The sequence below is a fragment of the Bilophila sp. 4_1_30 genome, assembly GCF_000224655.1.
Taxonomy (GTDB): domain Bacteria; phylum Desulfobacterota; class Desulfovibrionia; order Desulfovibrionales; family Desulfovibrionaceae; genus Bilophila; species Bilophila wadsworthia.
Window position 1 is genome coordinate 932,639 of record NZ_JH114232.1, and the last position, 20,419, is coordinate 953,057.

The window sequence follows — 20,419 nt, forward strand, 5'->3', positions numbered from 1 at the left end:
GCGNGCATTCCCTATTCTTCGGCCTTCGCTTTCTGGTGCTCGGCGATGACCTTGTCGACGATGGGCTGCGGGGCTTCTTCGTAGTGGTCGAATTCCATCGTGAAGACGCCCTGGCCGCCTGTGATGGAGCGAAGATCAGGCGCGTAGCGGAGCACTTCGCTCATGGGGATGTGAGCCTTGATTTCCGTGATGCCGACCTGAGAGTCGGAACCGAGCACCTTGCCGCGACGCGAGGAGAGGTCGCCGATGACGTCGCCCATGTACTCGTCCGGGACGGAAACGCAGAGCAGCACGATGGGTTCGAGCAGAACGGGTTTCAGGGACTCGATGGCTTTCTTGAAGGCCAGCGAACCGGCCACCTTGAAGGCCATTTCCGAGGAGTCGACCGTGTGGTAGCTGCCGTCATAGAGGCGGACCTTGAAGTCCACGACCGGGCAGCCGGCGATGAAGCCGCGGGCCGCGCTTTCCTGAACGCCCTTGTCGATGGCGGGGATGTAGTTGCGCGGGATGGCGCCGCCGACGATGGCGTCTTCGAACACGTAGCCGGAACCGCGCGGCAGGCCTTCCATTTCGATCCAGCAGTCGCCGAACTGACCGCGTCCGCCGCTCTGCTTCTTGTGGCGGCCTTGCACCTGTACCTTGCCGCGAACGGTTTCACGGTAGGGGACCTTGGGCGTCTTGAGCAGAATTTCCACCTTGTAGCGGCGTTTGGCGCGCTCGACGGCAGTTTCGATATGGAGCTGGCCCATGCCCGAAAGCAGGATGTCGCCGGATTCTTCGTCGCGGCTCAGCTTCAAGGTCACGTCCTCATCCAGCAGCTTTTGGACGGCGGCGTACACCTTGTCTTCGTCGCCCTTTTCCTTCGGCGCGAGGGCGAAAGTGATGAGCTGCGGGGCGAGCTGCGGCATGGCGACCGCGAAGGGGGCCTTGTCGTCGCTGAGCGTGTCGCCCGTGCGGGTATTTTTCAGCTTGCCCACCGCAATGATCGCGCCGGGGCCGAGCACATCCTTGCAGGGAGTCTGCGTTTTGCCGTCAAGATAGAGGAGGGTGCCGAGGCGTTCGGATTCCTCGGTACGCATGTTCTTGAGCGTCGATTCGGAGCTGATGGTGCCGGAGATCACGCGCACCATGTTGAGCTGGCCGGAGAACGGGTCCGCAATGGTCTTGAAGACGAAGCCGCAAGCCGGGCCTTCATCGCTGGAGGCGCGTTCGTTGCCGTCGGCGTCGAGGAAGGCCGGACGTTCGAGCGGCGAGGGGAAGAGGCGGGCGATGGCGTCGAGCAGTTCGCGCCCGCCCTTGTTTTCGAGCGAGGAGCCCACCACGACCGGGACAAGGCTGGCGTTGAGCACGCCCTTGCGCAGGCCGGAGGCGAGGTCTTCTTCGGAAAGGGAACCTTCCTCAAGGTATTTCTCCATCAGCTCTTCGTCGGACTCGGCGATGTTTTCGACGGTGGTGTCGTGCAGGAGCGCCGCTTCGTCCGCGATGGCGTCGGGGATGAGGGCTTCGGTCACGGCGCCGTTTTCGCTGAACATAAGGGCCTTGCCGCCGAGGATGTCCACGACGCCGGCAAACACGCCGTCAGTCATGACCGGCATATACAAGGTAACGGGCTTCATGCCGAGCACTGAGGAAAGGCCGTTGAAGGCCATATCGAAGTCGGCGCGGTCACGATCCATTTTATTGATGAACACGAAGGACGGCAGTCCGGCTTCGCGCACGGCGTTCCAGATGCGGCGGGTGAGGGGGCGCACGCCGTCGACGGCATCGATGACGAGGACGGCCGCGTCGACGCCCATCAGCAGGTAGGGAAGGTCACCGGTAAAGTTGGTGTCGCCGGGGACGTCCATGAGGAAGTGGCGATCCTTGTTCCAGAGGAAAGTGGCGAATCCGGGCTGGATGGAGCCGCGGCGCTTGATTTCTTCCGGTTCGTAATCAAGAGTGGTCGTGCCTTCTTCAATGGCTCCCAGACGGTTGATGACGCCGCTCTGGAAGAGCAGCATTTCCGCCAGTGAGGTTTTTCCGCAGCCGCCTGTACCGATCAGGGCGTAGGTTCGCTGGCTATCCAAGGCTTTGGACATAGTCCTCTCCTGCTTCTGTGGGTGTTACCAGTTCCTTCCGGGTCACCCCGGAGGGAGTGCCGTTATGTTCCCCGCGCAACGGGGCACGGGAAATAAGGATCTCTGTGAGGCCCCGCGCACGGCGGGCCCGCTTTCGATCTGTTCTTACCGTTTGTCATAGGGAGTAGTCTCTATAGATGTCAAGGGGGTCTTTTCCCCCGCGTGGTTGCTGTGTTTTTTTCCGGGCTGCGGGACCGTCGCCCGGCACTTGTGTCTTTTTGTGCAAATAAGGGGGCGGACGCGCGGGGCGGAACCCGGGCATCATTGACAGCCGGGGCGAAACGGGTAGTATTTCGGCTTCAATGGGAAAACGTCTTTTTCCCTGAACCGTGTGAGGGATGTTTTGACTGCTGCACCTCGGGCCAAGAAAAGCCTTGGCCAACATTTTTTGAAAGACGCCAAAACCTCGGCCCGCATCGTGGATCTTCTGCGGATCGGGCCGGAGGACCGGGTGTTGGAAATCGGCCCCGGTCCGGGCGCCATCACCGGCATCATCCACGAGCGGGGCCCCGCCGAGTTCCGCCTCATCGAAAAGGACAGCTATTGGGCTGCCCATCATGCCGAGCTGGAACGCCCCGCCCCCGCCGTGCAGGTGCTCAATGCCGACGCGCTGGCCTTCCCCTGGGAGTCGCTGGAAGGCCCGTGGAAAATCATCAGCAACCTGCCTTATAATGTCGGTTCGCCGCTCATGTGGGATATCGTGTCCCGGACGCCGGACCTGACGCGGGCGGTGTTCATGGTGCAGAAGGAAGTGGCCGAGCGGCTGTACGCCAAGCCTGGGACCAAGGACTACGGCGCGCTGTCGGTCTGGATCCAGAGCTATGTCCGGGTCGAGTGGGGCTTTGTGGTCGGGCCCGGTGCGTTCAATCCGCCTCCGAAGGTGGATTCCGCCGTGGTCACGTTCATCCCCCTGCCTCGGGAACGGCATCCCGCTGACCCGAAGGCCCTTTCCTCCATACTGAAGCTTTGTTTCCAGTTGCGGCGCAAACAGCTGCAATCGATCCTCCGGCGTGCGGGCAGGGACGACACCGTCGCCGCGCTCGAGCGGCTGGGGATCGCCCCGGAAGCGCGTCCCGAGACGCTCACGCCGGAACAGTTTCAACAGCTTGCCGGAATTTTTGGACGTTCGGGGAGTTGACTTCCCCGAAAAAACATGATTGACCAAAAGAACGGCTGAGCCAAGTTTTGCCCCAATAAATGCCCCATGATCAGAGGGCGTTGTGCCGGATAAAAGGTGCTGCCCTGTGACGTCGGGCGCGATTGCGGAGCGGGTCGTGGTGGTGTATCATGCCCTGTCGTCCGTGGTCCGAAACGAGCAGAAGGAGTCGATGATGACCAAGGCAGATCTCGTCGCGCAGATTGCGGCCCGGGCCAACATGACCAAAGCGGCTGCGGAACGTTCCCTCAATGCCATGCTGGAATCCGTTCAGGAAATGCTGGCGGAAGACGGCAAGCTCACCTTGACCGGTTTCGGCACATTCGTTGCAGAAACGCGTCAGGAACGTCAGGGACGTAACCCCCGTACCGGCGATGTCATCACCATCGCGGCCTCCAAGGTGGTGCGGTTCCGTCCCGGAAAGATGCTCAAGGATGCGCTAAACAAGTAAGGAGAAAGCAGATGTTGCACGGCGAAACGATCCACAGCCCCCTTCCTCAGGACATTCCGTGGTGGTCCCCTGATTTCGCGGTCTTCTTTGGGGTGCTCTACCTCGTGCTGTTCGTGATCGGCACCGGCGTGGGCTATGTGATCCTGCGCTCGATCTGGGACACCTGCCGGGGCGGCTGCGGTTGCCACGGTGAGGAGCACCCGGCGGAAAGTCATTAGGGCTTGCCTTTTTTCGGAAAGTCGTCTATCTTCCTCTTTCTGTCTTCAGGCCGGGTGTTTTTTGTCGCCCTCCTTGGAGAGTATTTCGCAAAGAGGGGGTGATGACCAATGCCCGGAGTCTTTCTGAACGAAGACGACTATAACTTCGATATCGCTCTGCGCCGCTTCAAGAAGCAGGTGGAAAAGGCTGGCATTTTGTCTGAAATGAAGAAGCGCCAGCACTTCGAAAAGCCGAGCGTCATGCGCAAGAAGAAAAAGGCCGCCGCCCGCAAGCGTCTGCTGAAGAAAATGCGTAAGATGAACGCCGCTTAGTCCTTTCCGTTTCTTCGTCCTCCCGGATGCGGAAACGGAAAGACAAGGGGTTTGGAACGCTCCATCGTTTTGACGGGAGTGCATCCCGTCCTTTTTGGCGGGGCTCCTCCCGCAGACGAGCGGAGCGTTTCCGTGTTTGTCCCGCTTGTCTTTCCGACAAGCGGGGCGGACGATCTCGTAGGCGATAGAGGTGGATACACGGGAAGTCCTTTCGGCTTTCCGTGTTTTTTCAATCATCATCTCCCGGGAATTATCATGTCTCTGACAACGCGTATCGAGCAGGACTACATTGCCGCCTACAAAGCCAAGGATGCCCTGCGCTTGGGTGTGTTGCGCCTTTTGAAGACGGCGGCGAAGAACCTGCAGGTGGAACTCATGCGGCCCGTCACCGACGAAGAGCTTGCCACCGTCATCCAGAAGCAGGCCAAACAGCGTCAGGACTCCATCGAGCAGTTCACGGCGGCCAATCGGCCCGATCTCGCCGAGAAGGAAGCCGCTGAACTTTCCATTTTGAAGGATTACCTTCCTGAGCCGCTTTCCGAGGAAGAACTGGCCGCGGCCATCGACGCCGCCATCGCCGCGCTTGGCGTGACCAACATGTCCGGCATGGGCAAGGTCATCCAGTCCGTGATGGGCGACTATAAAGGCCGTGTGGACGGCAAGGCCGTCAGCGCTGCGGTCAAGGCGCGCCTGAGCTAGCCCCCCGCGCGGGACGCCGCGCCGGGAGGAAGTGAGTTTGCATGGATAGCCGTACAATAAAGGCTCTTGAATTCGGCAAGGTGCTGGAGCATCTTGCCGGCTTGTGTGTGTCCGAGGCCGGCCGCAGGGTCAGTCTCGGCCTTTTCCCGTTGCGCGATGCGGACGCCGTCAACGCCGCGCATACCCTTTTCGACGAAGTGCGCACGTGGTCCGCACACAGCGGCTTCCGCCTGTCCGATTTTCCGGATCTCGAGGGGCTTTTCCCCCATCTGGAAAAGGCCGCCGTGTCCCCGTCCTCCGCGCCGCTCGACGCCGACGCGCTGTGGGCGCTCCGCGAAACCCTGCTCCAGGGCCGCAAGGCCGCTCAGTCCATCAATGAAAACGGTGCCATGTGGCCTTCATTGCGGGATCTCGTGGCCTCCATGCCCCTGCCGGAGATGACCCTTTCGGCCCTGTCCCGCTGCCTCGGCGATGACGGGCTCATCAAGGATGAAAGTTCCCCCGAACTGATGCTCGTGCGCGGCGAATTGCGCCGCCTGCACCTCATGTGCCTGCGTAAGGTCAAGGATTTCGCTGTCCAGTACAACATCGCCCAGTACCTTCAGGACGATTACATGACGTTGGCTTCGGACCGTTACGTCCTGCCGCTCAAGTCGAATTTCAAGGGCCGCATTCAGGGCATCATCCACGATTACTCCAATACCGGCGAAACCTGCTATTTCGAGCCTCTGTTCCTCGTGGAGCAGAACAACCGCCTGCAAGAGCTCAAGCGCGAGGAACGCGAGGAAGAGCGCAAAGTGCTGCGCTACCTTACGGATATCGTGCAGAACGAATTGCCGTTCATCCGCTCGGCGTGGGACCTGCTGGTCCAGCTGGACGTGGAGCTTGCCAAATGCGGGTTGGCGGCCTTGTTCGACGGCGCGTGCGCCACGATCAGCCCCGACGGGGAAGACGCGTCGTTATCCCTGCTCGGCGCGCGTCACCCGCTTCTCGCGCTCGATCCGCAGATCCGCAAGCAGGGCGGCCCGCATCCGGTGGACCTCATTTTCCGGCCCACGGATCGCGCGCTCGTCATCAGCGGCGGCAACGCGGGCGGCAAGACCGTATGCCTCAAGACGCTCGGTTTGCTGGCGATCATGACGCTCGCCGGATTGCCGGTCCCGGCGGCGAAGGGTTCCGTCATCCCGTGGTGGACGTCGATCCACGCGTTCATCGGCGACGAGCAGAGCCTTGATGATCATCTTTCCACGTTTACGGCACAGATCAGGCATCTCGGCAATGCATGGGAAGCTACGGATCGCCGTACGCTCATCCTGCTCGACGAGTTCGGTGCCGGTACCGATCCCGCGCAGGGGGCGGCGCTGGCTCAGGCCGTACTCGACGGCCTCCTCGAACGCGGGGCGCATGTGGTGGCCGCGACGCATTTCCCGGCCCTGAAAACCTACGCGCTGACCCGTGAGGGCGTGCGCGCCGCTTCGGTGCTGTTCGATCCGGGCACGAAAAAGCCGCTGTTCCGGCTGGCCTACGATCAGGTCGGCGCGAGTCAGGCGCTGGACGTGGCCCGCGAGCACGGGCTCCCCGAATCGGTATTGCGCCGTGCGGAACAGTATTTGTTACTGGACGGTCAGGATATGACGGCGGTGATGGATCGCCTGAACGCCTTGGCCGCCAAGCGCGAAGGCGAGCTTGATGCGCTCAAGGCCGAGCAGCAGCGTACCCGCGAAAAGCGCAAGGCCGTGCAGGAGCGTTTCGAGCGTGAGCGTGAACGCCTCATCAAAGACGTGCGCGAGCTGTCCGCCAAGGTCATGAAGGACTGGCAGGAAGGCAAGGCCGGGCACAAGCAGGCCCTCAAGGAGCTTGCCAAGGTCCGCGCCGAACTGCACGTTTCTCCGGAACAGGAAGAAGCGGCGGCCCCGGTGTTCGGCATTGCGGAACTCAAGCCGGGCCAGCATGTGATGCACCGTCCTTGGAACAAGAAAGCCGTGGTGCGCGAAGTCGACGCCAGGCAGAACCGGGTCAAGCTGGACATGAACGGCGTGACCCTGTGGGCCGATGCCGCGTTGCTCGGCCCCGCCGATGCGCCGCAACAGCAGGCCAAGCCGAAGTCCGGCGTGCTGGTGCGGACGACCGCCGGAGGCGATCCCGAAATATCGCTCCTCCGGCTGGATCTGCGCGGCAAGCGGGCGGATCAGGCTCTCGGCGAACTGTCGCAGTACCTCGACCGGGCGCTGCTGTCCGGGCGCGAGGGTGTGGAAATCGTTCACGGTCGCGGTACGGGGGCCCTCCGCAAGGAAGTGCACGCGTTCTTGAAGACCTTCCCCGGTATAGCCTCGTTCGCGCTGGCCCCTGAGGATCAAGGGGGCGACGGCGTGACGATTGTTACTTTTAAGTAAGTTTGAGAAATGGGGGGAGACCCCCTTTCCCTCAAGCGTATTCCCCTCTCTGAAACTTTATAAAAAGAAGAAAGGGTTTGACTGCGGTAGATCCTGCTTTATATGAGAAGGACTGCGGAAACGGCGTGAGATTTTTGAGAGTCCCGATTGAGGCGTGCTCCAAGATGAGGGGCGCGGGGAAGTCTTCCCCGGACAAAGCCGGAGGGACCGGCCTGGCTGATGCGGAGGCCGCGAGCACTGGATAATGAGCTTTACGGGCATCGGCGCCATGCGCCCCTTGCCGCCGGAGGCGTACGGGAGCGTATGGGACGGAACGCAAGAGCCATTCAGGAAATCAAGGCGCGCTTGAATCTGGTGGACATTGCCCGACGGTACGTGGACCTGAAACGCAATGGGCCTCGCTGGGTAGCGCCTTGTCCTTTTCACCAGGAAACCAAGCCCTCGTTTTCCATCAACGAGGAAGAAGGTTTTTTTTATTGTTTCGGTTGTCAGGCTTCCGGAGATTTGTTCGATTTTTACGGGCAGATCAACGGGCTGGATTTCAAGGAAACGCTTGAACAGCTCGCGGAAGAGGCTGGCGTCACGCTGGAACGCGGGCCGCAGAAGCACGAAGGCCAGCCTGCCGGGCAAACCATGTCCAAACGGCGGCAGCTGCTGAAAATCCATGAGATCGCGGCGGCGCATTTCACGGAGAACCTCTCAGGCCGGGACGGCGCGGAATGCCGGGACTACATGGCCCGGAGAGGGATTTCGGAAGAGGTGGCGAAACTCTTCGGGCTTGGCTGGAGCCGCCGGGACTGGCAGTCGCTCGCGGAAGTGCTGCGGCGGGCCGGATTCAGCGAATCGATGGGCGTGGAGGCCGCGCTGCTCGGCAAGAGCGAGCGGGGCAGGGCGTATGACCGTTTCCGCGGGCGGTTGATGTTTCCCATCCGCAGCCTTTCGGGGAACGTCATCGCGTTTGGCGGGCGCATCATCGCCAACGAGGACGAAGCCAAATACATCAACAGCAGTGATTCGCAGTTGTACAAAAAAGGCGAACACTTGTACGGACTGCAACAGGCCCGGCGAGCCATTGCGACGGGAAAGCCCGCCATGTTGACGGAAGGTTACATGGACGTGGTGACGCTGCACCAGTTCGGCTACTCCAGTGCGGTGGGCGTGCTCGGCACGGCGTTCACCCCGGAACAGGTGAAACGGATTTCAGGGTTTACGTCGCATGTGGAGCTGCTTTTCGACGGCGACGGGCCGGGCCGCAAGGCCGCGCTCCGGGCGTGCGAGATGCTGTTGACGCGGGGGTTGTCCTGTAAAGTCGTCCTTTTTCCGGAGGGCGAGGACATCGACAGCCTGTTACGGACGCAGGGAACGGACATTTTTGAGGATTTGCGCAGGAATGCGCCGGAGGGCATGGCCTTCTGCGTGCGTTGCCTGCGCGATATGGCCCCCCGGGAAGCCGTGGACTGGGCGCGCGAGTTTCTCAGGCAGGTTGAACTGCCCGAACTCGTCAGCCGTTTCGCGTCCACATTGAGCACCGGCTTGGGGCTGGCGGAAAGCGAGTTGCGCGAGCGGATCATTGAGAGTCGCGGCGCGCGGGCGCTTCCGCGCAACGCGGGCGGTCAGGAAACCCGGCCGCCCGTGCGGACGAATCCCAGAGACAGGGAAATCATGACCTTTGCGGTCCGGTATCCCTCCTCTCTGCCCCGCCTTCGGGAGCTTGGGGCCCATCTGGTTCTGAGCGCCGCGTGGGCGCGGGATCTTTGGCAAAAACTTGAAGAGTACCCTGTGGATGAAGTGGTGCAGCATCTTGACCCCAGGGAAAAGCGTTTCTGGATCCGGTGTCGCACCGGGGACGTGCCCCCTCTCGACAACGAAGAGGGTGAATTCGGCGCAATCCGCACCATGCTTGATACGTTGCATTTGACCGCGCAATCGGCCTCGGTTTCGGCCGCATTGCGTCAGGGAGCCGGCGCAGGCAATTTTGAGGCCGATTTGGAATATTTGCGCGCCCTTCAGGAAACGTTGGAGAGGACTCATGGGGAACAACATTAAAGATATCCAGCAGATCAAGAGCCTCATCGCCAAAGGCAAGGAGATGGGCTTCCTCACGTTCGAGGAAGTGAACAAGGCTGTCCCGCTGGAAATGAATACACCCGAGCAGTTCGAGGAGATCATCGGGATCTTCGATCAGCTCGAAATCGCCATTGTGGATCTGGAAAAGGACGGCAAGAAAATCCCCGTCACCTCGGCTGAAACGGACGGAGAGCAGTCCGAAGAACGCCTTGAACTGGTGGACAACGAAGACGCCGCCGACTTTTCCTCCCGCAGCACGGACCCGGTCCGTATGTACCTGCGCGAAATGGGCGCGGTGCCGTTGCTCGATCGTGACGGCGAAGTTACCATCGCCAAGAAAATCGAGCAGGGCGAGCAGGATGTCCTGTACGCGCTCGTGGAAGTCCCGGTCGCGGTGGAAGAACTCATCAACGTGGGCGAAGACCTCAAGCTCAACCGCATCAAACTGAAGGATGTGGTCAAGACCATTGAGGAAGACGACCCTACTGAAGACGAGATGAACCAGCGCACCCGCGTTATCCTGCTGCTGGAGGAAATCCGCCAGACATTCAAGAAAAAACGCAAAATCTACGCCAAGCTGGACGAATGCTGTACGCTGGAGCGCCGCGTGACCGCCATTCAGAAGGAAATCATGGCGTTCAAGGAAGAAATCGTCACGCGTCTGCGCGACATCAAGCTGGAAAAGACGCTCATCGACCGGATCATCGAGACGGTGGAAGACTACGTCCGCCAGATGCGCAACTGTCAGCGCGACCTGTCGGCGTACCTCCTGTCCACGGGCAAGAATCAGGAAGAAATCAAGGACCTGTTCCGCAAGCTCGATTCCCGCGACATCAGCCCCGTGCTCGCCGCCAAGGAATTGAACATGAGCGTGGACGAGCTGTTCTCCTACAAGGAAATGATCCTTGGGAAGATCGAAATCCTCCAGCGCCTTCAGGAAAAATGCTGCCACAATGTGAGCGATCTTGAGGAAGTGCTCTGGCGCATCAAGCGCGGCAACAACGCCGCCATGCGCGCCAAACAGGAGCTCATCCGCTCGAACCTGCGCCTTGTGGTCAGCATCGCCAAAAAGTACACGAACCGCGGCTTGCAGTTCCTCGACCTGATTCAGGAAGGCAACATCGGCCTGATGAAGGCCGTGGACAAGTTCGAGTATCAGCGCGGCTACAAGTTCTCGACCTATGCCACATGGTGGATCCGTCAGGCCATTACCCGCGCCATCGCGGATCAGGCCCGCACCATCCGTATCCCGGTGCATATGATCGAAACGATCAACAAGCTCATCCGGACCTCCCGCTATCTTGTCCAGGAACTCGGGCGCGACCCGACTCCGGAGGAAATCGCGGACCGCATGGAATATCCTGTGGACAAGGTCAAGAAAGTGCTCAAGATCGCCAAGGAACCCATTTCCCTCGAAACTCCCATCGGCGACGAGGAAGATTCGAGCCTTGGGGATTTCATCGAGGACAAGAAGGCCGTCGCGCCCGCCGAAGAGGTGGTCAATACCAAGCTCTCCGAACAGATCGCGTCCGTGCTGGCGGATCTGACGCCGCGTGAGGAGCAGGTGCTCCGCAAGCGTTTCGGCATCGGCGAAAAGTCCGACCATACCCTCGAAGAAGTGGGCAAGCTGTTCAACGTAACCCGTGAACGTATCCGCCAGATTGAAGCCAAGGCGCTCCGTAAGCTCCGCCATCCCGTGCGCAGTCAGGTTCTGCGTTCTTTCTACGATAGCTGATAAAAAAATCGGGGATGGGACCCCTTAGAAAAGGTTTCCCATCCCCGGATGCTTCCTTTCACCTCTTTGGCCTTGTCAGGGAAAGAGGAAAAAGCCTCCCGGTTTTATTCGCCGGGAGGCTTTTTGTTTGAGCGAGAAGTCAACGAGGCGGAGCGGTTCCGTCGATTTCTTCGATACGGCGTTTTATTGTGACCATAAGGTCAGATACTAGCTGCAACTCTCGAATGATAGTGGCATGCTTGCAAGTGAGCCTCGGAGATCGTCGGGCGATTTCCACAGCTTTTCGGGCAAATTCGGGTTCAGCTATGAAAAGCGCCAAAAACGCCTTGCCCGTTTCTATCCATTGCTGTTCTGCGTCAATTTTCGGGCGTTCCTTATACATAACCTATTGTAGCGCATTATACTGCGTAACACAAGTACCGATTTCGCGGTTATGTTCCGGTATTATGGATAAAATGACCTTTGCGAAGCCGTTTGGTGATATGCTGAAAGAAAAACGCAAGTTACGTGGCCTCTCCCAGATGGGGCTGGCCATGAAGTCAGGGCGTTCTCTTCGTTGTATCCAATACCTTGAGGCGGGCACACAAGAGCCGACTTTGTCCACGCTGTATGCGATCGCTCATGCGCTGGATCTCCGGGTTATGGATTTGATCGAGGCGTTGCCTGAGGAATTGAACGATATGTACAACTAGTCCGTCTAACGATGATTCCGGAATGTCACAAACTGTTTCCTGTTGTTAACAACGGGGGGCATGAGCTTTTGGGCTTCCATGCGGCGGAATATGGCAAGTATTCCGTGAGTGGCGCATCAAGAGGTCTGTCTGCTGTATGGCATTTGCTTATGCATGAAAAAAGGCCCGCTAGGGGCCTCTTGGAAACTGCTTGCCTTAAATGACGTCGAAGCGTTCAAACCTCATCATCAGCCCGGCCCGGCCTTGTGTTGCCGACCGGAGGTCTGTGGAGAAGCCGAAGAGCTTGCTGAGGGGGGCAAGGCCCTGCACAAGCTTGAGCCCCGCGTGGTCGAGGATGTTTTCAACTTTCCCGCCGCGCGTGCCGAACAGGCTGATGGCGGGGCCGAGGTTGGCTTCCGGCGCGGAGATTTCCACAAACATAAGCGGCTCCAGCGTCGTGACCTGTGCGGCTTCAAGGGCGGAGCGCAAGGCGATGCCCGCAGCCATATGGTAGCCCGCGACCGTGGATCCGTCACGCCGGGGCATGGCGGTGATTTCGACGTCCGCGTCCTGAAGGGGGTAACCGGTAACGGGATCGGACTGGAGCGCGTTTTCCACGCCCTGCCTGACAGCATCGACGAAGGCGGCGGGCAGGATGGCCGTATCGATGGCGAACCGGATCTGGTTGCCCGAACCGCGTTCACGCGGGGCGATGGACAGGGCGACTTCGCCGATGTGCGTTTCCTTGCCGAGCTCGCGGTCGAATATGCCGGTCGCGGATGCCGTGCGCTTCGGCGTTTCGCGGCGGATGACCTGAGGCTGGCCCACACGGGGCGCGATGCCGTATTCGCGGCGGATGCGCTCAAGGATTACATCAAGATGGAGCTCGCCCATGCCGGACACGATGCGGTGGCCGGACCCTTCGTCGATGGCGACGGTCAGGGTCGGATCTTCAAGGGAGAAGCGGTCGAGGGCTTCGTCGAGGGCTTTGCCTTCGTCGGCGTTGCGGGGCTCGATGGCGAGGGAGATGACGGGCTGGTAGGCTTCGATGGACTCCAGCAGCAGTTTGGAGCCGGGAGCGCCGACGGTATCGCCGGTGCGCGCCGAGCGCAGGCCGATGACCGCCACGATGTCCCCGGCTTTGGCGGCGTCCACCTGCTCACGGCGATCGGCGTGGAGGCGGTAGAGCCGCGAGATGCGTTCGTCGGCGCGCTGGGTGACGTTGCGGCAGGGATCGCCCTCTTTCAATGTCCCGGCATACAGGCGGACAAGGGCCAGCTTGCGCCCTCCATCCATCATGACCTTGAACACCAGCCCGGTGAAGGGCAGGGCGGGATCGCAGGGAATGGTGCCGTCGGTCCCGTCTTCAGGGTTGTGGGCCGTGACGGGCGGCAGATCGGCGGGGGCGGGCAGGTAGGCGATCACGGCGTCGAGAAGCGGCTGGACGCCGGTGTTTTTGAGCGCCGAACCGCTGAGGACAGGCGTCACGCGGCGGGCCAGCGTAGCCCGGCGGATGGCGCTGCGGATGTCCGTTTCCGTGTATTCGCCGCCGAGATATTGTTCAAGAAACGTATCGTCGTTTTCGGCCAGCCGCTCCAGCATCTGCTCGCGCCACGGAGCTGCCAGTTCCGCATCCGCTTCGGTGAGGGGCGAACGGGTCCATGTCTGCCCTTGATCGGACTCGTCAAAATCAAGCCGCTCCAGGGTCACGAGATCAATGACGCCCTGAAACGTCTCCGCCGCGCCCACGGGAATGACGACGGGCAGCGGGTTCGCGCCGAGCCGGGTCTGCATGGATTTGAGCACGGCGGAGAAGTCCGCGCCGATCCGGTCCATCTTATTGACGAAGGCGAGCTTCGGCACGCCGAAGTGTTCCGACTGCCGCCAGACCGTTTCCGATTGCGGCTCCACGCCGCCCACGGCGCAGAAGACGCCGACCGCGCCGTCGAGTACGCGGAGCGAGCGTTCCACTTCGATGGTAAAGTCAACGTGGCCGGGCGTATCAATGATGTTGACAGTGGTTCCGTTCCATTCGCAGGTCGTGCAGGCCGAGGTGATGGTGATGCCCCGCTCTTGTTCCTCGGGCAGGTAGTCCATGGTGGCCGTGCCGTCGTGGACCTCGCCCATGCGGTGGATTTTGCGGGTATAGAACAGCATCCTCTCGGAGAGGGTGGTCTTCCCCGCGTCGATATGCGCGATGACGCCGATGTTGCGCACAGCCTGTGTCATGGAAACTCCTTTTAGAGCGGATTCGCTTTGTAAAGAGGATAGAGGCTCTGGAGAAGGGGATGCTTTTCTGAGAAACATCCTTTTTCCCAAACTTCCGGAGCGGAGCCCCTCCTTCCCTTTCCAAAGGCCTTTGTGCTTACCGAATGCCTGTTTGCCGTTTTTTGATACTGCTCGCCTTAAAATAATACGCACTTCAACGTGGGAACTCTCGGCGGAGATGAGGCCCGGAAAAGGGATAAGGGAAACGCTGCTTTTCGTCCTCACTCCCCACAGCTTTCGACAGAGGAAAACGGCTCACAAGGAAGCTCGGAAAAGCTGTTTTTGGATGAAAGGGCGCATTGTTGCCGAGGTCCCCGCTGGTGTCCAATACCGTGTTGCCCGCCTTCCGGTCAACTGGCGGGGAAGGCTTGCCCGGAAGACGGTTCTTCGGCGTTTTCCGGCTGTTGCACGGTACAGGGGTACGGCTGGCGGGAGGTGTTCCGGTTCAGGATTCCAGCTTCAGGGCGGACAATGCCAACCGCTCATTCATGAAAAAGTCCGGCGTCAAATCGGTGTGCAGCCAGCAGCCTTCCAATCCCGCCCCGAGGACAAGCGGCGTATCTTCCCCGATGATAGTCTGGCTGGCATAAACGACGTCAGCGCTGTCATCGGCGGGCAGGGCGTCCGGGTGGGCCCACAGAACCGCCGTGTCGGGCAGGGCGGCGCGTTCGATGCGCGGGGCTCGGTCACTCCAGACGGGACAGGGATATTCCGGAAGAGGGGCTTTCCCGAAGCGCAGGATACGCCCTCGTCCCGGAAGTTCGCGCAGGAGCGGTGCCGGATCCCGCATGGCAAAGACCTGTTCCACTCCGGTGAGTTCCAGCGCGGCGAGCAGGCCGGACGGGGCTGTTTCCGCGCCCGTCCAGACGGCGAAAATCGGCTCCACGCCAGCCAGACGCGCGGGCATGATCGCCGCCGCAAGGCGTATCGCCGAAGCGTAGCCTTCGCCTATGAGGAGCACGGCCCACGGCGCCGTTTCCCGCGTGCGGGCGAAACCGAACCCGGCCGCGGCGTTTTCGGAGGTTATGCTCAGGCGGGAGGGCGGGGCCGGATACGTCGCCCCAGCCAACGCGAGCGTCGTCTTGATCCAGCTCCGGTGCTCAGCGGACGTTTCCTCATAGGCTCCGGCAAGCCGCTCGTCGGGTACGCGGCAGGCTTCTATGGCAGGTGAAAAAGGCATGGCTTTCTCCTTAGGGCGGATTGGCTTTGGAAGGTGTCGGAGGCGTTGGGGAAGGAGCGTTTTTTGAAGAAACATTTCTTCGCCAAACCTGCCAGAGCAGCCCGCGTCCGTCCTTCTCTTCCTTTCCAAGGGCTTTCGTGCTTACCGAATCCCTGTCTTCTCTGGTGCAGGCTGTCTTTGGGATGACCACACTTCAAAGGTACAATGCTCCAAAAATCTCTCTGGCAGCATCTTTTTCTTTTCTCAAAACGAACCGGCTTGTTCAAGCCTTATTCACTCCCGCAGTTGTCTTGAAGCTAGGCTTTTCTTTTTCCTGCACTCTCCCCATGCAAGCAGACAAAAAAAGAGGGACCATAAGTCCCTTCGTTACAACGGTACTCCCTCCTCACCAGCCGTCTTGGGAAGGAAAGAGAGAGGAATGGGAAAGGGAACCCTATCTCCAGAAGGGGTCCCTTTCCCATCCCCAAACATGGTTTTCAATCAATTCCGCGCCACGGCGGCGGGAAGCGTTCCCAGCTGCTGGCGCATATACAGCTTCATGAGCTCGGCGATGGCGTCATCGCGCTTGAGCGTGCCGGGGTACGCGCCGTTGTCGAGCACGGTACGGAAAGCCTTTTCGTCCAGCGGGTCGGCGTTCTGCTTGGCGAGATGGGTGCCAAAGCTGGAAAGCTGCGCGCGCAGCTCCGTGTCGTTCATCGCTTTGAGCGCGGAATACTTGGCGGCGATGGCATCGGAAGAGGGCAGGCGGGGCGATTCCATCACCTGACGCAGTCCGGAGGTGAACCGTTTCAGGCCCGCCGTAATGTGGGAGACCTTCACCACGTTGGAGCCCTTCCAGCCCGCCTTCGCCCATTTGAAGATGGAGACGTCCACCTTGCCGCTGCCGGGCGCGCTTTCCATGAACACGGATATGCTGGCGGAGCCGTAAAGATAGGTCTCCGCCCAACCGAGCATGGCCAGATTGGTCCCCTTTTCCGGGGTGTACACATAGGTCCAGTCCTTGTCGTTGCCGACAATGGCCCCGCGCAGGCCCACGGAAGATTGGCCGGGCATCACGGATACGGGGATATGAGCGCCGTGCGGCCCTTGTAGTCGGCGAGCACGAACAGCCGGTTCAGCTTGTAGGAATAGTAGCATCCGCTGGACGTGTCGGGCGTCGTTTCCTCATATTCCACGCCTCGGGTCACGATGGGGGCGGCGGGAGGATAGGCCGCGTCGGTGAGGGCGGCGTTGTCCTTCAGGATGGGGCTGCCGGGCATCCATGCGTTACGTCGCACGGCGGAGGGGTAAATGGCCTCGCCGGGGATGGAGGGATCGAGCATGTACTCGACAAGCTTGCGGAGCGGGACGTTGAGCGTTTCCTTGAGATACGCGCCGGAACCCTGCGGGCGGGCCTCAGGGCGAACCTTGTTGGCCGCTTGCTTGTTGGTGGCGACGAAATCAAGGACGGCGTTTACGGTCGCGGCGTCGGGGTCGGCTTTGCCCTGCGGGGCATCGGCAAGCAGGGTGGACAGCGCGGTTTCGAGCGCGGGAGGAAGCGTCCCGTTTTTCTGCTCCTCGGCTTGCGCGGGCAACGCCGTGAAGAGCGCGAAGCAGAAACAGATCAAAAGGCGTTTGAAGATGGATAGGGGCATGATGCTCTCTGACTGTATTAAGGTTGTGAAACGATATGGTCGGATTTGCGTAAAGGTAAGCAAGTCTCTCTGAGGCGTCAACGGGTTGATTTCTTTTTTTGTTTGACTGTGTTACAGCCATGCGAAAATGGATGTCACGAAGATGGGGACGGCGATGGTGAGCACCATGCCCGAGAAGATCCCAAGGATGGTGTTCCGCTCGCCCGATGTACGGATAATGGCGGGCAAACAGGTATCGCTGGCGGCCCCGGCGGCGGAAAGCGGCCCGAGGCCGCCGAAGGCCCGGGCGAACAGGGGGGCGAACAGCAAGGTGACGAGTTCCCTGACCATATTGGAAATAAGCGCCATTGAACCGAGGCTGACGTCGGCGAGCTGGTTGATGAGCATACTCGACAGGCTGTAGTAACCGAATCCGGCTGCCACGGCCATTACGTCCCGGAAGCTCATGTCCAGCATGGTCCATGCCGCCACGCCGCCGAGGAACGTCCCGACGATGATCATCAGGGGGACGAGCACGACCCAGCCTTTGAGATCCCGCAGGATGCGCCAAGCCCGGGAATCGAAGCCGAGGCTCATGCCCACGGCGGCAAGCATGGCGTATACGGCGAGATTGCTGGCCTCGTGGACAAGGCCGAGCCAGTCGGCGGGCAGGAGGTCGAGCCTGCCCCCGAGCACGCCGACGCTGAAAAAGAACAGGACGATGATGGATTCCTTCACTGTGCCGCTCCTTCGTCCTTGGCGGTACGGGAAACGGCGTAGCGCCCCACATGGCGGTTCATGATCGGCTCGAGGAGGCGCGCGCCGATGAGGCTCCCCGCCACGCAGCACAGGCTGATGAAGATGCCGCGCGCGCCGATGGTGTCCATTTGCGACATGAGGCGGTCGTCGGCGCCGAGCGCGAGGCCGAGCAGGAGCAGAAGGATGCGGACGGACCACGTGAGCACCTGATCGGTGATCTTGATGACGAGGGGCTTCCTGCGGAGGAGGAAACCCACGGGAACCCCGAGGATAAGACAACCCATTTCCACGATCATGAGGCGATTTCTCCTTTATCACTACGAAAAAGCTGATTATCATACCTGACGCGCTGTTAAGGGTCAATAATGCCGGCGGGGGCTCCGTACCCTTTCGTTGACCCTTTCCGCCGCCGCCTGTATAGGTCATACACATGACTTATGATGCCGCGCCGGACCCTTCGGCCCGGCAGGGACGGAAAACGGTGAACGAATCTCAGGATACGCCCCTTTCGGAGGGGAGCTGGCAGCCTTTTTTGACGGTAAACGTCTGCGGGCGGGACTGGACGCTGGAACGCGCCGCCGACATGGAAGCCCTGTGGGAGTCCATGACCGAGTTTACGGAAGACGAGCGCCTGCCTTACTGGACGGAGCTTTGGCCTTCCAGCCTTGTGCTTGCCGACTGGCTGTACCAGCGGCGCGAGAGCCTGCGCGGCCAGCCCTGCCTTGATCTCGGATGCGGGATCGGCCTGACGGCGCTGGTGGGCCAATGGCTCGGCGCGAACGTCATCGGTATGGACTATGAGCCGGAAGCCCTGCGTTTCGCGCGGCGCAACGCGGAGCACAACGCCGTGCCCCAGCCGCTCTGGACGGTCATGGACTGGCGCAAGCCCGCGGTGAAACGCCGGAGCCTGCGGTTCATCTGGGGCGGGGACATCATGTATGAGCAGCGTTTCGCCGCGCCCGTGCTGGATTTTCTGGAGTATGCGCTTGCGGAGGGCGGCGCGGCGTGGGTCGCCGAACCCAGCCGGGCCGTTTACGATACCTTCCGTTCCATGCTCGTCAACCGCCGCTGGGCGGGGCGCTGCGTCTGGGAAAAGAACATAGAGGCCCTGTATCCGCAGGAGCGGCCCGTTCCTGTGCGGATCTGGGAAATTCACCGATAGAGGGTGCGACAATGGGAGAAACGGTTCGTTTCGGCGTTTCGTTGGATAGCGATCTGCTTGAGAAATTTGATGCCCTGTGCGAACGGCAGGGATGCCCAAGCCGTTCCGAGGCGTTGCGCGACATCATCCGTGACGCGCTGGTGCAGGATTCGCTGCATTCCGAGACCGCGGACGCGGCGGGCGTGCTGAGCCTGATTTACGATCATCATGTCCGGGATCTGTCCCGCAAGCTGACGGAACGGCAGCACGACGCGCACGGGCTTATCGTGACGACGCTTCATGTGCATCTGGATCACCATAATTGCCTGGAGATTTTGGTGCTTAAAGGCAAGGCCGGGGAACTCCGCGAGCTTGCGGATCAGCTTCGCTCTATCCGCGGCGTCACGCACGGGACTTTTTCGATCACCGCCATCGGTGCGGATTTGCCGTAGTAGGATATATCGGGGGAAGGGGGGGCACCCTTCTGAAGAAGGGCTTCCCTCCCCTTCCCTCAATCCCCCATCCCCTCCCTCCGAAGATTTGCTGTCGGTGGGGAGGCTGTGCGTCGGGAGTCCCGTTGGATGTGGGGCTGCCAGCGTGTGGAACAGCTACAGGTGGGGATGCCTAGACAAAAGAGCCTCTGCACGATGCCGGGATGACGTTTTTTGTTATCTGGCTGTAGGATAAAGGAAAAGAATGGAAGACGTACAGAACAGTCCGGCTCCGGTGGCGCTGCCCATCGACCGGGTAGGGGTCAAAGGGTTGAAGCTGCCTTTGCTGGTGCGGGATCGCGCGCAGGGGACGCAGCATACGGTCGCCAATGTGGACGTCAGCGTGGATCTGCCCGCCGCGTTCAAGGGCACGCACATGAGCCGTTTTGTGCAGGCTCTGGCGAACTGGACTGAGGATTTGGACTACGCGGGGATGAAGCGCCTGCTTGAGGACGTGCGGGAGCGCCTGAACGCCCGCAGGGCGCATATTGTCTTTCATTTTCCGTATTTTGTGCAGAAGAACGCCCCCGCGACGGCCTGCCCCGGCATTCTGCCCTACGAGTGCAGGCTGACCGGCGAGTTGCCCGAGGACGGCAAGCCGTCGTTCCTGCTCGAAGTGACGGTTCCCGTGATGACCGTATGCCCGTGCTCGAAGGCCATCAGCCGCGAAGGCGCGCACAGCCAGCGGGCCGACGTGCGCATGGCGGTCCGGATGCGCGGGTTCTGCTGGATCGAGGATTTCATCGAGATCGCCGAGGCGTCCGGCTCGTCGCCCGTCTATTCGCTGCTCAAGCGCGAGGATGAGAAGTTCGTGACTGAAGACGCCTTTTCGCGGCCGACCTTTGTTGAGGACGTGGTGCGCAATGTCGCCAGCCGCCTTGCCGATCATCCGCATGTGAGCGGGTTCCGCGTCGAAGTCGAGAGCTACGAGTCCATCCATGCCCACAACGCCTTTGCCTGCATCGAGCACGGCGTGACGCTGTAAGGTTTTAGAATTGATGATTTTAAAATGATATTAAGATATTGGAGAGGGAACTTTTCTGAAGAAAAACGTTCCTCTCCTTTCCCACAATCCCACCCGACCTTAGTGGAACCGCTATCAAGAAAAGGACATCTGAGGGCGGGAAGATTTTTTTGAACAACAAAAA

General features: G+C 60.6%; 19 protein-coding genes. 12 read left to right on the forward strand and 7 right to left on the reverse strand.

Annotated elements, in window-relative coordinates; genetic code table 11:
* Positions 1 to 11 precede the first annotated feature (11 nt).
* The gene (locus HMPREF0178_RS10775) at positions 12 to 2,078 is read right to left on the reverse strand and encodes an elongation factor G (protein WP_009733431.1); all 2,067 of its coding nucleotides are present in this window, start codon (positions 2,076 to 2,078) and stop codon (positions 12 to 14) included.
* A 382-nt stretch (positions 2,079 to 2,460) separates the two neighbouring features.
* Between HMPREF0178_RS10775 and rsmA the strand changes: the two genes are divergently transcribed.
* From rsmA to HMPREF0178_RS10820, 9 genes are all read left to right on the forward strand, one after another.
* The gene (gene rsmA, locus HMPREF0178_RS10780; RefSeq protein ID WP_009733432.1) at positions 2,461 to 3,255 is read left to right on the forward strand and encodes a 16S rRNA (adenine(1518)-N(6)/adenine(1519)-N(6))-dimethyltransferase RsmA; all 795 of its coding nucleotides are present in this window, start codon (positions 2,461 to 2,463) and stop codon (positions 3,253 to 3,255) included.
* Positions 3,256 to 3,448: 193 nt separating this feature from the next.
* Positions 3,449 to 3,724 (forward strand): HU family DNA-binding protein, encoded by a 276-nt coding sequence (locus tag HMPREF0178_RS10785; RefSeq protein ID WP_016360719.1) that lies wholly within the window; start codon positions 3,449 to 3,451, stop codon positions 3,722 to 3,724.
* 11 nt (positions 3,725 to 3,735) lie between these two features.
* Positions 3,736 to 3,942 carry a hypothetical protein gene (locus HMPREF0178_RS10790; protein ID WP_005025072.1) on the forward strand — a complete coding sequence of 69 codons (207 nt, stop codon included), beginning with the start codon at positions 3,736 to 3,738 and terminating at the stop codon, positions 3,940 to 3,942.
* Between the two features lie 108 nt (positions 3,943 to 4,050).
* Positions 4,051 to 4,254 carry a 30S ribosomal protein S21 gene (rpsU, locus tag HMPREF0178_RS10795; protein WP_005025074.1) on the forward strand — a complete coding sequence of 68 codons (204 nt, stop codon included), beginning with the start codon at positions 4,051 to 4,053 and terminating at the stop codon, positions 4,252 to 4,254.
* A gap of 255 nt (positions 4,255 to 4,509) precedes the next feature.
* Positions 4,510 to 4,953, forward strand: coding sequence for a GatB/YqeY domain-containing protein (locus tag HMPREF0178_RS10800; protein WP_009733434.1), 444 nt, complete (start codon positions 4,510 to 4,512; stop codon positions 4,951 to 4,953).
* A 41-nt stretch (positions 4,954 to 4,994) separates the two neighbouring features.
* The gene (locus HMPREF0178_RS10805) at positions 4,995 to 7,346 is read left to right on the forward strand and encodes an endonuclease MutS2 (protein WP_009733435.1); all 2,352 of its coding nucleotides are present in this window, start codon (positions 4,995 to 4,997) and stop codon (positions 7,344 to 7,346) included.
* A gap of 303 nt (positions 7,347 to 7,649) precedes the next feature.
* Positions 7,650 to 9,392, forward strand: coding sequence for a DNA primase (dnaG, locus tag HMPREF0178_RS10810; RefSeq protein WP_009733436.1), 1,743 nt, complete (start codon positions 7,650 to 7,652; stop codon positions 9,390 to 9,392).
* Positions 9,376 to 11,148 (forward strand): RNA polymerase sigma factor RpoD, encoded by a 1,773-nt coding sequence (gene rpoD, locus HMPREF0178_RS10815; protein ID WP_005025083.1) that lies wholly within the window; start codon positions 9,376 to 9,378, stop codon positions 11,146 to 11,148. Before dnaG ends, rpoD begins: the two co-directional genes overlap by 17 nt.
* Positions 11,149 to 11,594: 446 nt before the next feature.
* A complete protein-coding gene (locus HMPREF0178_RS10820) occupies positions 11,595 to 11,840 on the forward strand; it encodes a helix-turn-helix domain-containing protein (protein WP_227328221.1) in 246 nt (81 codons plus the stop codon).
* A gap of 195 nt (positions 11,841 to 12,035) precedes the next feature.
* On the opposite strand, the gene fusA is transcribed toward HMPREF0178_RS10820, so the two are convergent.
* The 6 genes from fusA to HMPREF0178_RS10845 form a co-directional block, all read right to left on the reverse strand.
* Complete coding sequence (fusA, locus tag HMPREF0178_RS10825; RefSeq protein ID WP_009733437.1) at positions 12,036 to 14,048, reverse strand: elongation factor G; 2,013 nt, start codon at positions 14,046 to 14,048, stop codon at positions 12,036 to 12,038.
* Between the two features lie 484 nt (positions 14,049 to 14,532).
* Entirely contained in the window at positions 14,533 to 15,267 is a 735-nt protein-coding gene (locus tag HMPREF0178_RS10830) for a hypothetical protein (protein WP_009733438.1), read from the reverse strand.
* Positions 15,268 to 15,747: 480 nt separating this feature from the next.
* Positions 15,748 to 16,320: a hypothetical protein gene (locus HMPREF0178_RS20485; RefSeq protein WP_009733439.1), complete on the reverse strand. Its 573-nt coding sequence runs from the start codon at positions 16,318 to 16,320 to the stop codon at positions 15,748 to 15,750.
* Complete coding sequence (locus HMPREF0178_RS20490; protein ID WP_009733440.1) at positions 16,320 to 16,901, reverse strand: hypothetical protein; 582 nt, start codon at positions 16,899 to 16,901, stop codon at positions 16,320 to 16,322. Before HMPREF0178_RS20490 ends, HMPREF0178_RS20485 begins: the two co-directional genes overlap by 1 nt.
* Before the next feature lie 111 nt (positions 16,902 to 17,012).
* The gene (locus HMPREF0178_RS10840) at positions 17,013 to 17,618 is read right to left on the reverse strand and encodes a lysine exporter LysO family protein (protein WP_009733441.1); all 606 of its coding nucleotides are present in this window, start codon (positions 17,616 to 17,618) and stop codon (positions 17,013 to 17,015) included.
* Entirely contained in the window at positions 17,615 to 17,935 is a 321-nt protein-coding gene (locus tag HMPREF0178_RS10845) for a LysO family transporter (RefSeq protein ID WP_009733442.1), read from the reverse strand. The genes HMPREF0178_RS10840 and HMPREF0178_RS10845 overlap by 4 nt, the downstream gene beginning before the upstream one ends.
* Positions 17,936 to 18,069: 134 nt before the next feature.
* Here HMPREF0178_RS10845 and HMPREF0178_RS10850 point away from each other — a divergent pair, with 134 nt between their 5' ends.
* From HMPREF0178_RS10850 to folE2, 3 genes are all read left to right on the forward strand, one after another.
* The gene (locus HMPREF0178_RS10850) at positions 18,070 to 18,801 is read left to right on the forward strand and encodes a methyltransferase (RefSeq protein WP_009733443.1); all 732 of its coding nucleotides are present in this window, start codon (positions 18,070 to 18,072) and stop codon (positions 18,799 to 18,801) included.
* A gap of 11 nt (positions 18,802 to 18,812) precedes the next feature.
* Positions 18,813 to 19,232, forward strand: coding sequence for a nickel-responsive transcriptional regulator NikR (nikR, locus tag HMPREF0178_RS10855; RefSeq protein WP_009733444.1), 420 nt, complete (start codon positions 18,813 to 18,815; stop codon positions 19,230 to 19,232).
* Positions 19,233 to 19,476: 244 nt separating this feature from the next.
* Entirely contained in the window at positions 19,477 to 20,256 is a 780-nt protein-coding gene (gene folE2 / locus HMPREF0178_RS10860) for a GTP cyclohydrolase FolE2 (protein ID WP_005025101.1), read from the forward strand.
* The last annotated feature ends 163 nt before the right edge of the window (positions 20,257 to 20,419 follow it).

What these genes read in the sequence shown, in the direction of transcription:
- HMPREF0178_RS10775 (WP_009733431.1), bottom strand. Translation starts at nt 2,078, where the DNA reads ATGTCCAAAGCCTTGGATAGCCAGCGAACCTACGCCCTGATCGGTACA.
- HMPREF0178_RS10785 (WP_016360719.1), top strand. Translation starts at nt 3,449, where the DNA reads ATGACCAAGGCAGATCTCGTCGCGCAGATTGCGGCCCGGGCCAACATG.
- HMPREF0178_RS10790 (WP_005025072.1), top strand. Translation starts at nt 3,736, where the DNA reads ATGTTGCACGGCGAAACGATCCACAGCCCCCTTCCTCAGGACATTCCG.
- rpsU (WP_005025074.1), top strand. Translation starts at nt 4,051, where the DNA reads ATGCCCGGAGTCTTTCTGAACGAAGACGACTATAACTTCGATATCGCT.
- HMPREF0178_RS10800 (WP_009733434.1), top strand. Translation starts at nt 4,510, where the DNA reads ATGTCTCTGACAACGCGTATCGAGCAGGACTACATTGCCGCCTACAAA.
- HMPREF0178_RS10805 (WP_009733435.1), top strand. Translation starts at nt 4,995, where the DNA reads ATGGATAGCCGTACAATAAAGGCTCTTGAATTCGGCAAGGTGCTGGAG.
- dnaG (WP_009733436.1), top strand. Translation starts at nt 7,650, where the DNA reads ATGGGACGGAACGCAAGAGCCATTCAGGAAATCAAGGCGCGCTTGAAT.
- rpoD (WP_005025083.1), top strand. Translation starts at nt 9,376, where the DNA reads ATGGGGAACAACATTAAAGATATCCAGCAGATCAAGAGCCTCATCGCC.
- HMPREF0178_RS10820 (WP_227328221.1), top strand. Translation starts at nt 11,595, where the DNA reads ATGGATAAAATGACCTTTGCGAAGCCGTTTGGTGATATGCTGAAAGAA.
- fusA (WP_009733437.1), bottom strand. Translation starts at nt 14,048, where the DNA reads ATGACACAGGCTGTGCGCAACATCGGCGTCATCGCGCATATCGACGCG.
- HMPREF0178_RS10830 (WP_009733438.1), bottom strand. Translation starts at nt 15,267, where the DNA reads ATGCCTTTTTCACCTGCCATAGAAGCCTGCCGCGTACCCGACGAGCGG.
- HMPREF0178_RS20485 (WP_009733439.1), bottom strand. Translation starts at nt 16,320, where the DNA reads ATGCCCGGCCAATCTTCCGTGGGCCTGCGCGGGGCCATTGTCGGCAAC.
- HMPREF0178_RS20490 (WP_009733440.1), bottom strand. Translation starts at nt 16,901, where the DNA reads ATGCCCCTATCCATCTTCAAACGCCTTTTGATCTGTTTCTGCTTCGCG.
- HMPREF0178_RS10845 (WP_009733442.1), bottom strand. Translation starts at nt 17,935, where the DNA reads ATGATCGTGGAAATGGGTTGTCTTATCCTCGGGGTTCCCGTGGGTTTC.
- HMPREF0178_RS10850 (WP_009733443.1), top strand. Translation starts at nt 18,070, where the DNA reads ATGACTTATGATGCCGCGCCGGACCCTTCGGCCCGGCAGGGACGGAAA.
- nikR (WP_009733444.1), top strand. Translation starts at nt 18,813, where the DNA reads ATGGGAGAAACGGTTCGTTTCGGCGTTTCGTTGGATAGCGATCTGCTT.
- folE2 (WP_005025101.1), top strand. Translation starts at nt 19,477, where the DNA reads ATGGAAGACGTACAGAACAGTCCGGCTCCGGTGGCGCTGCCCATCGAC.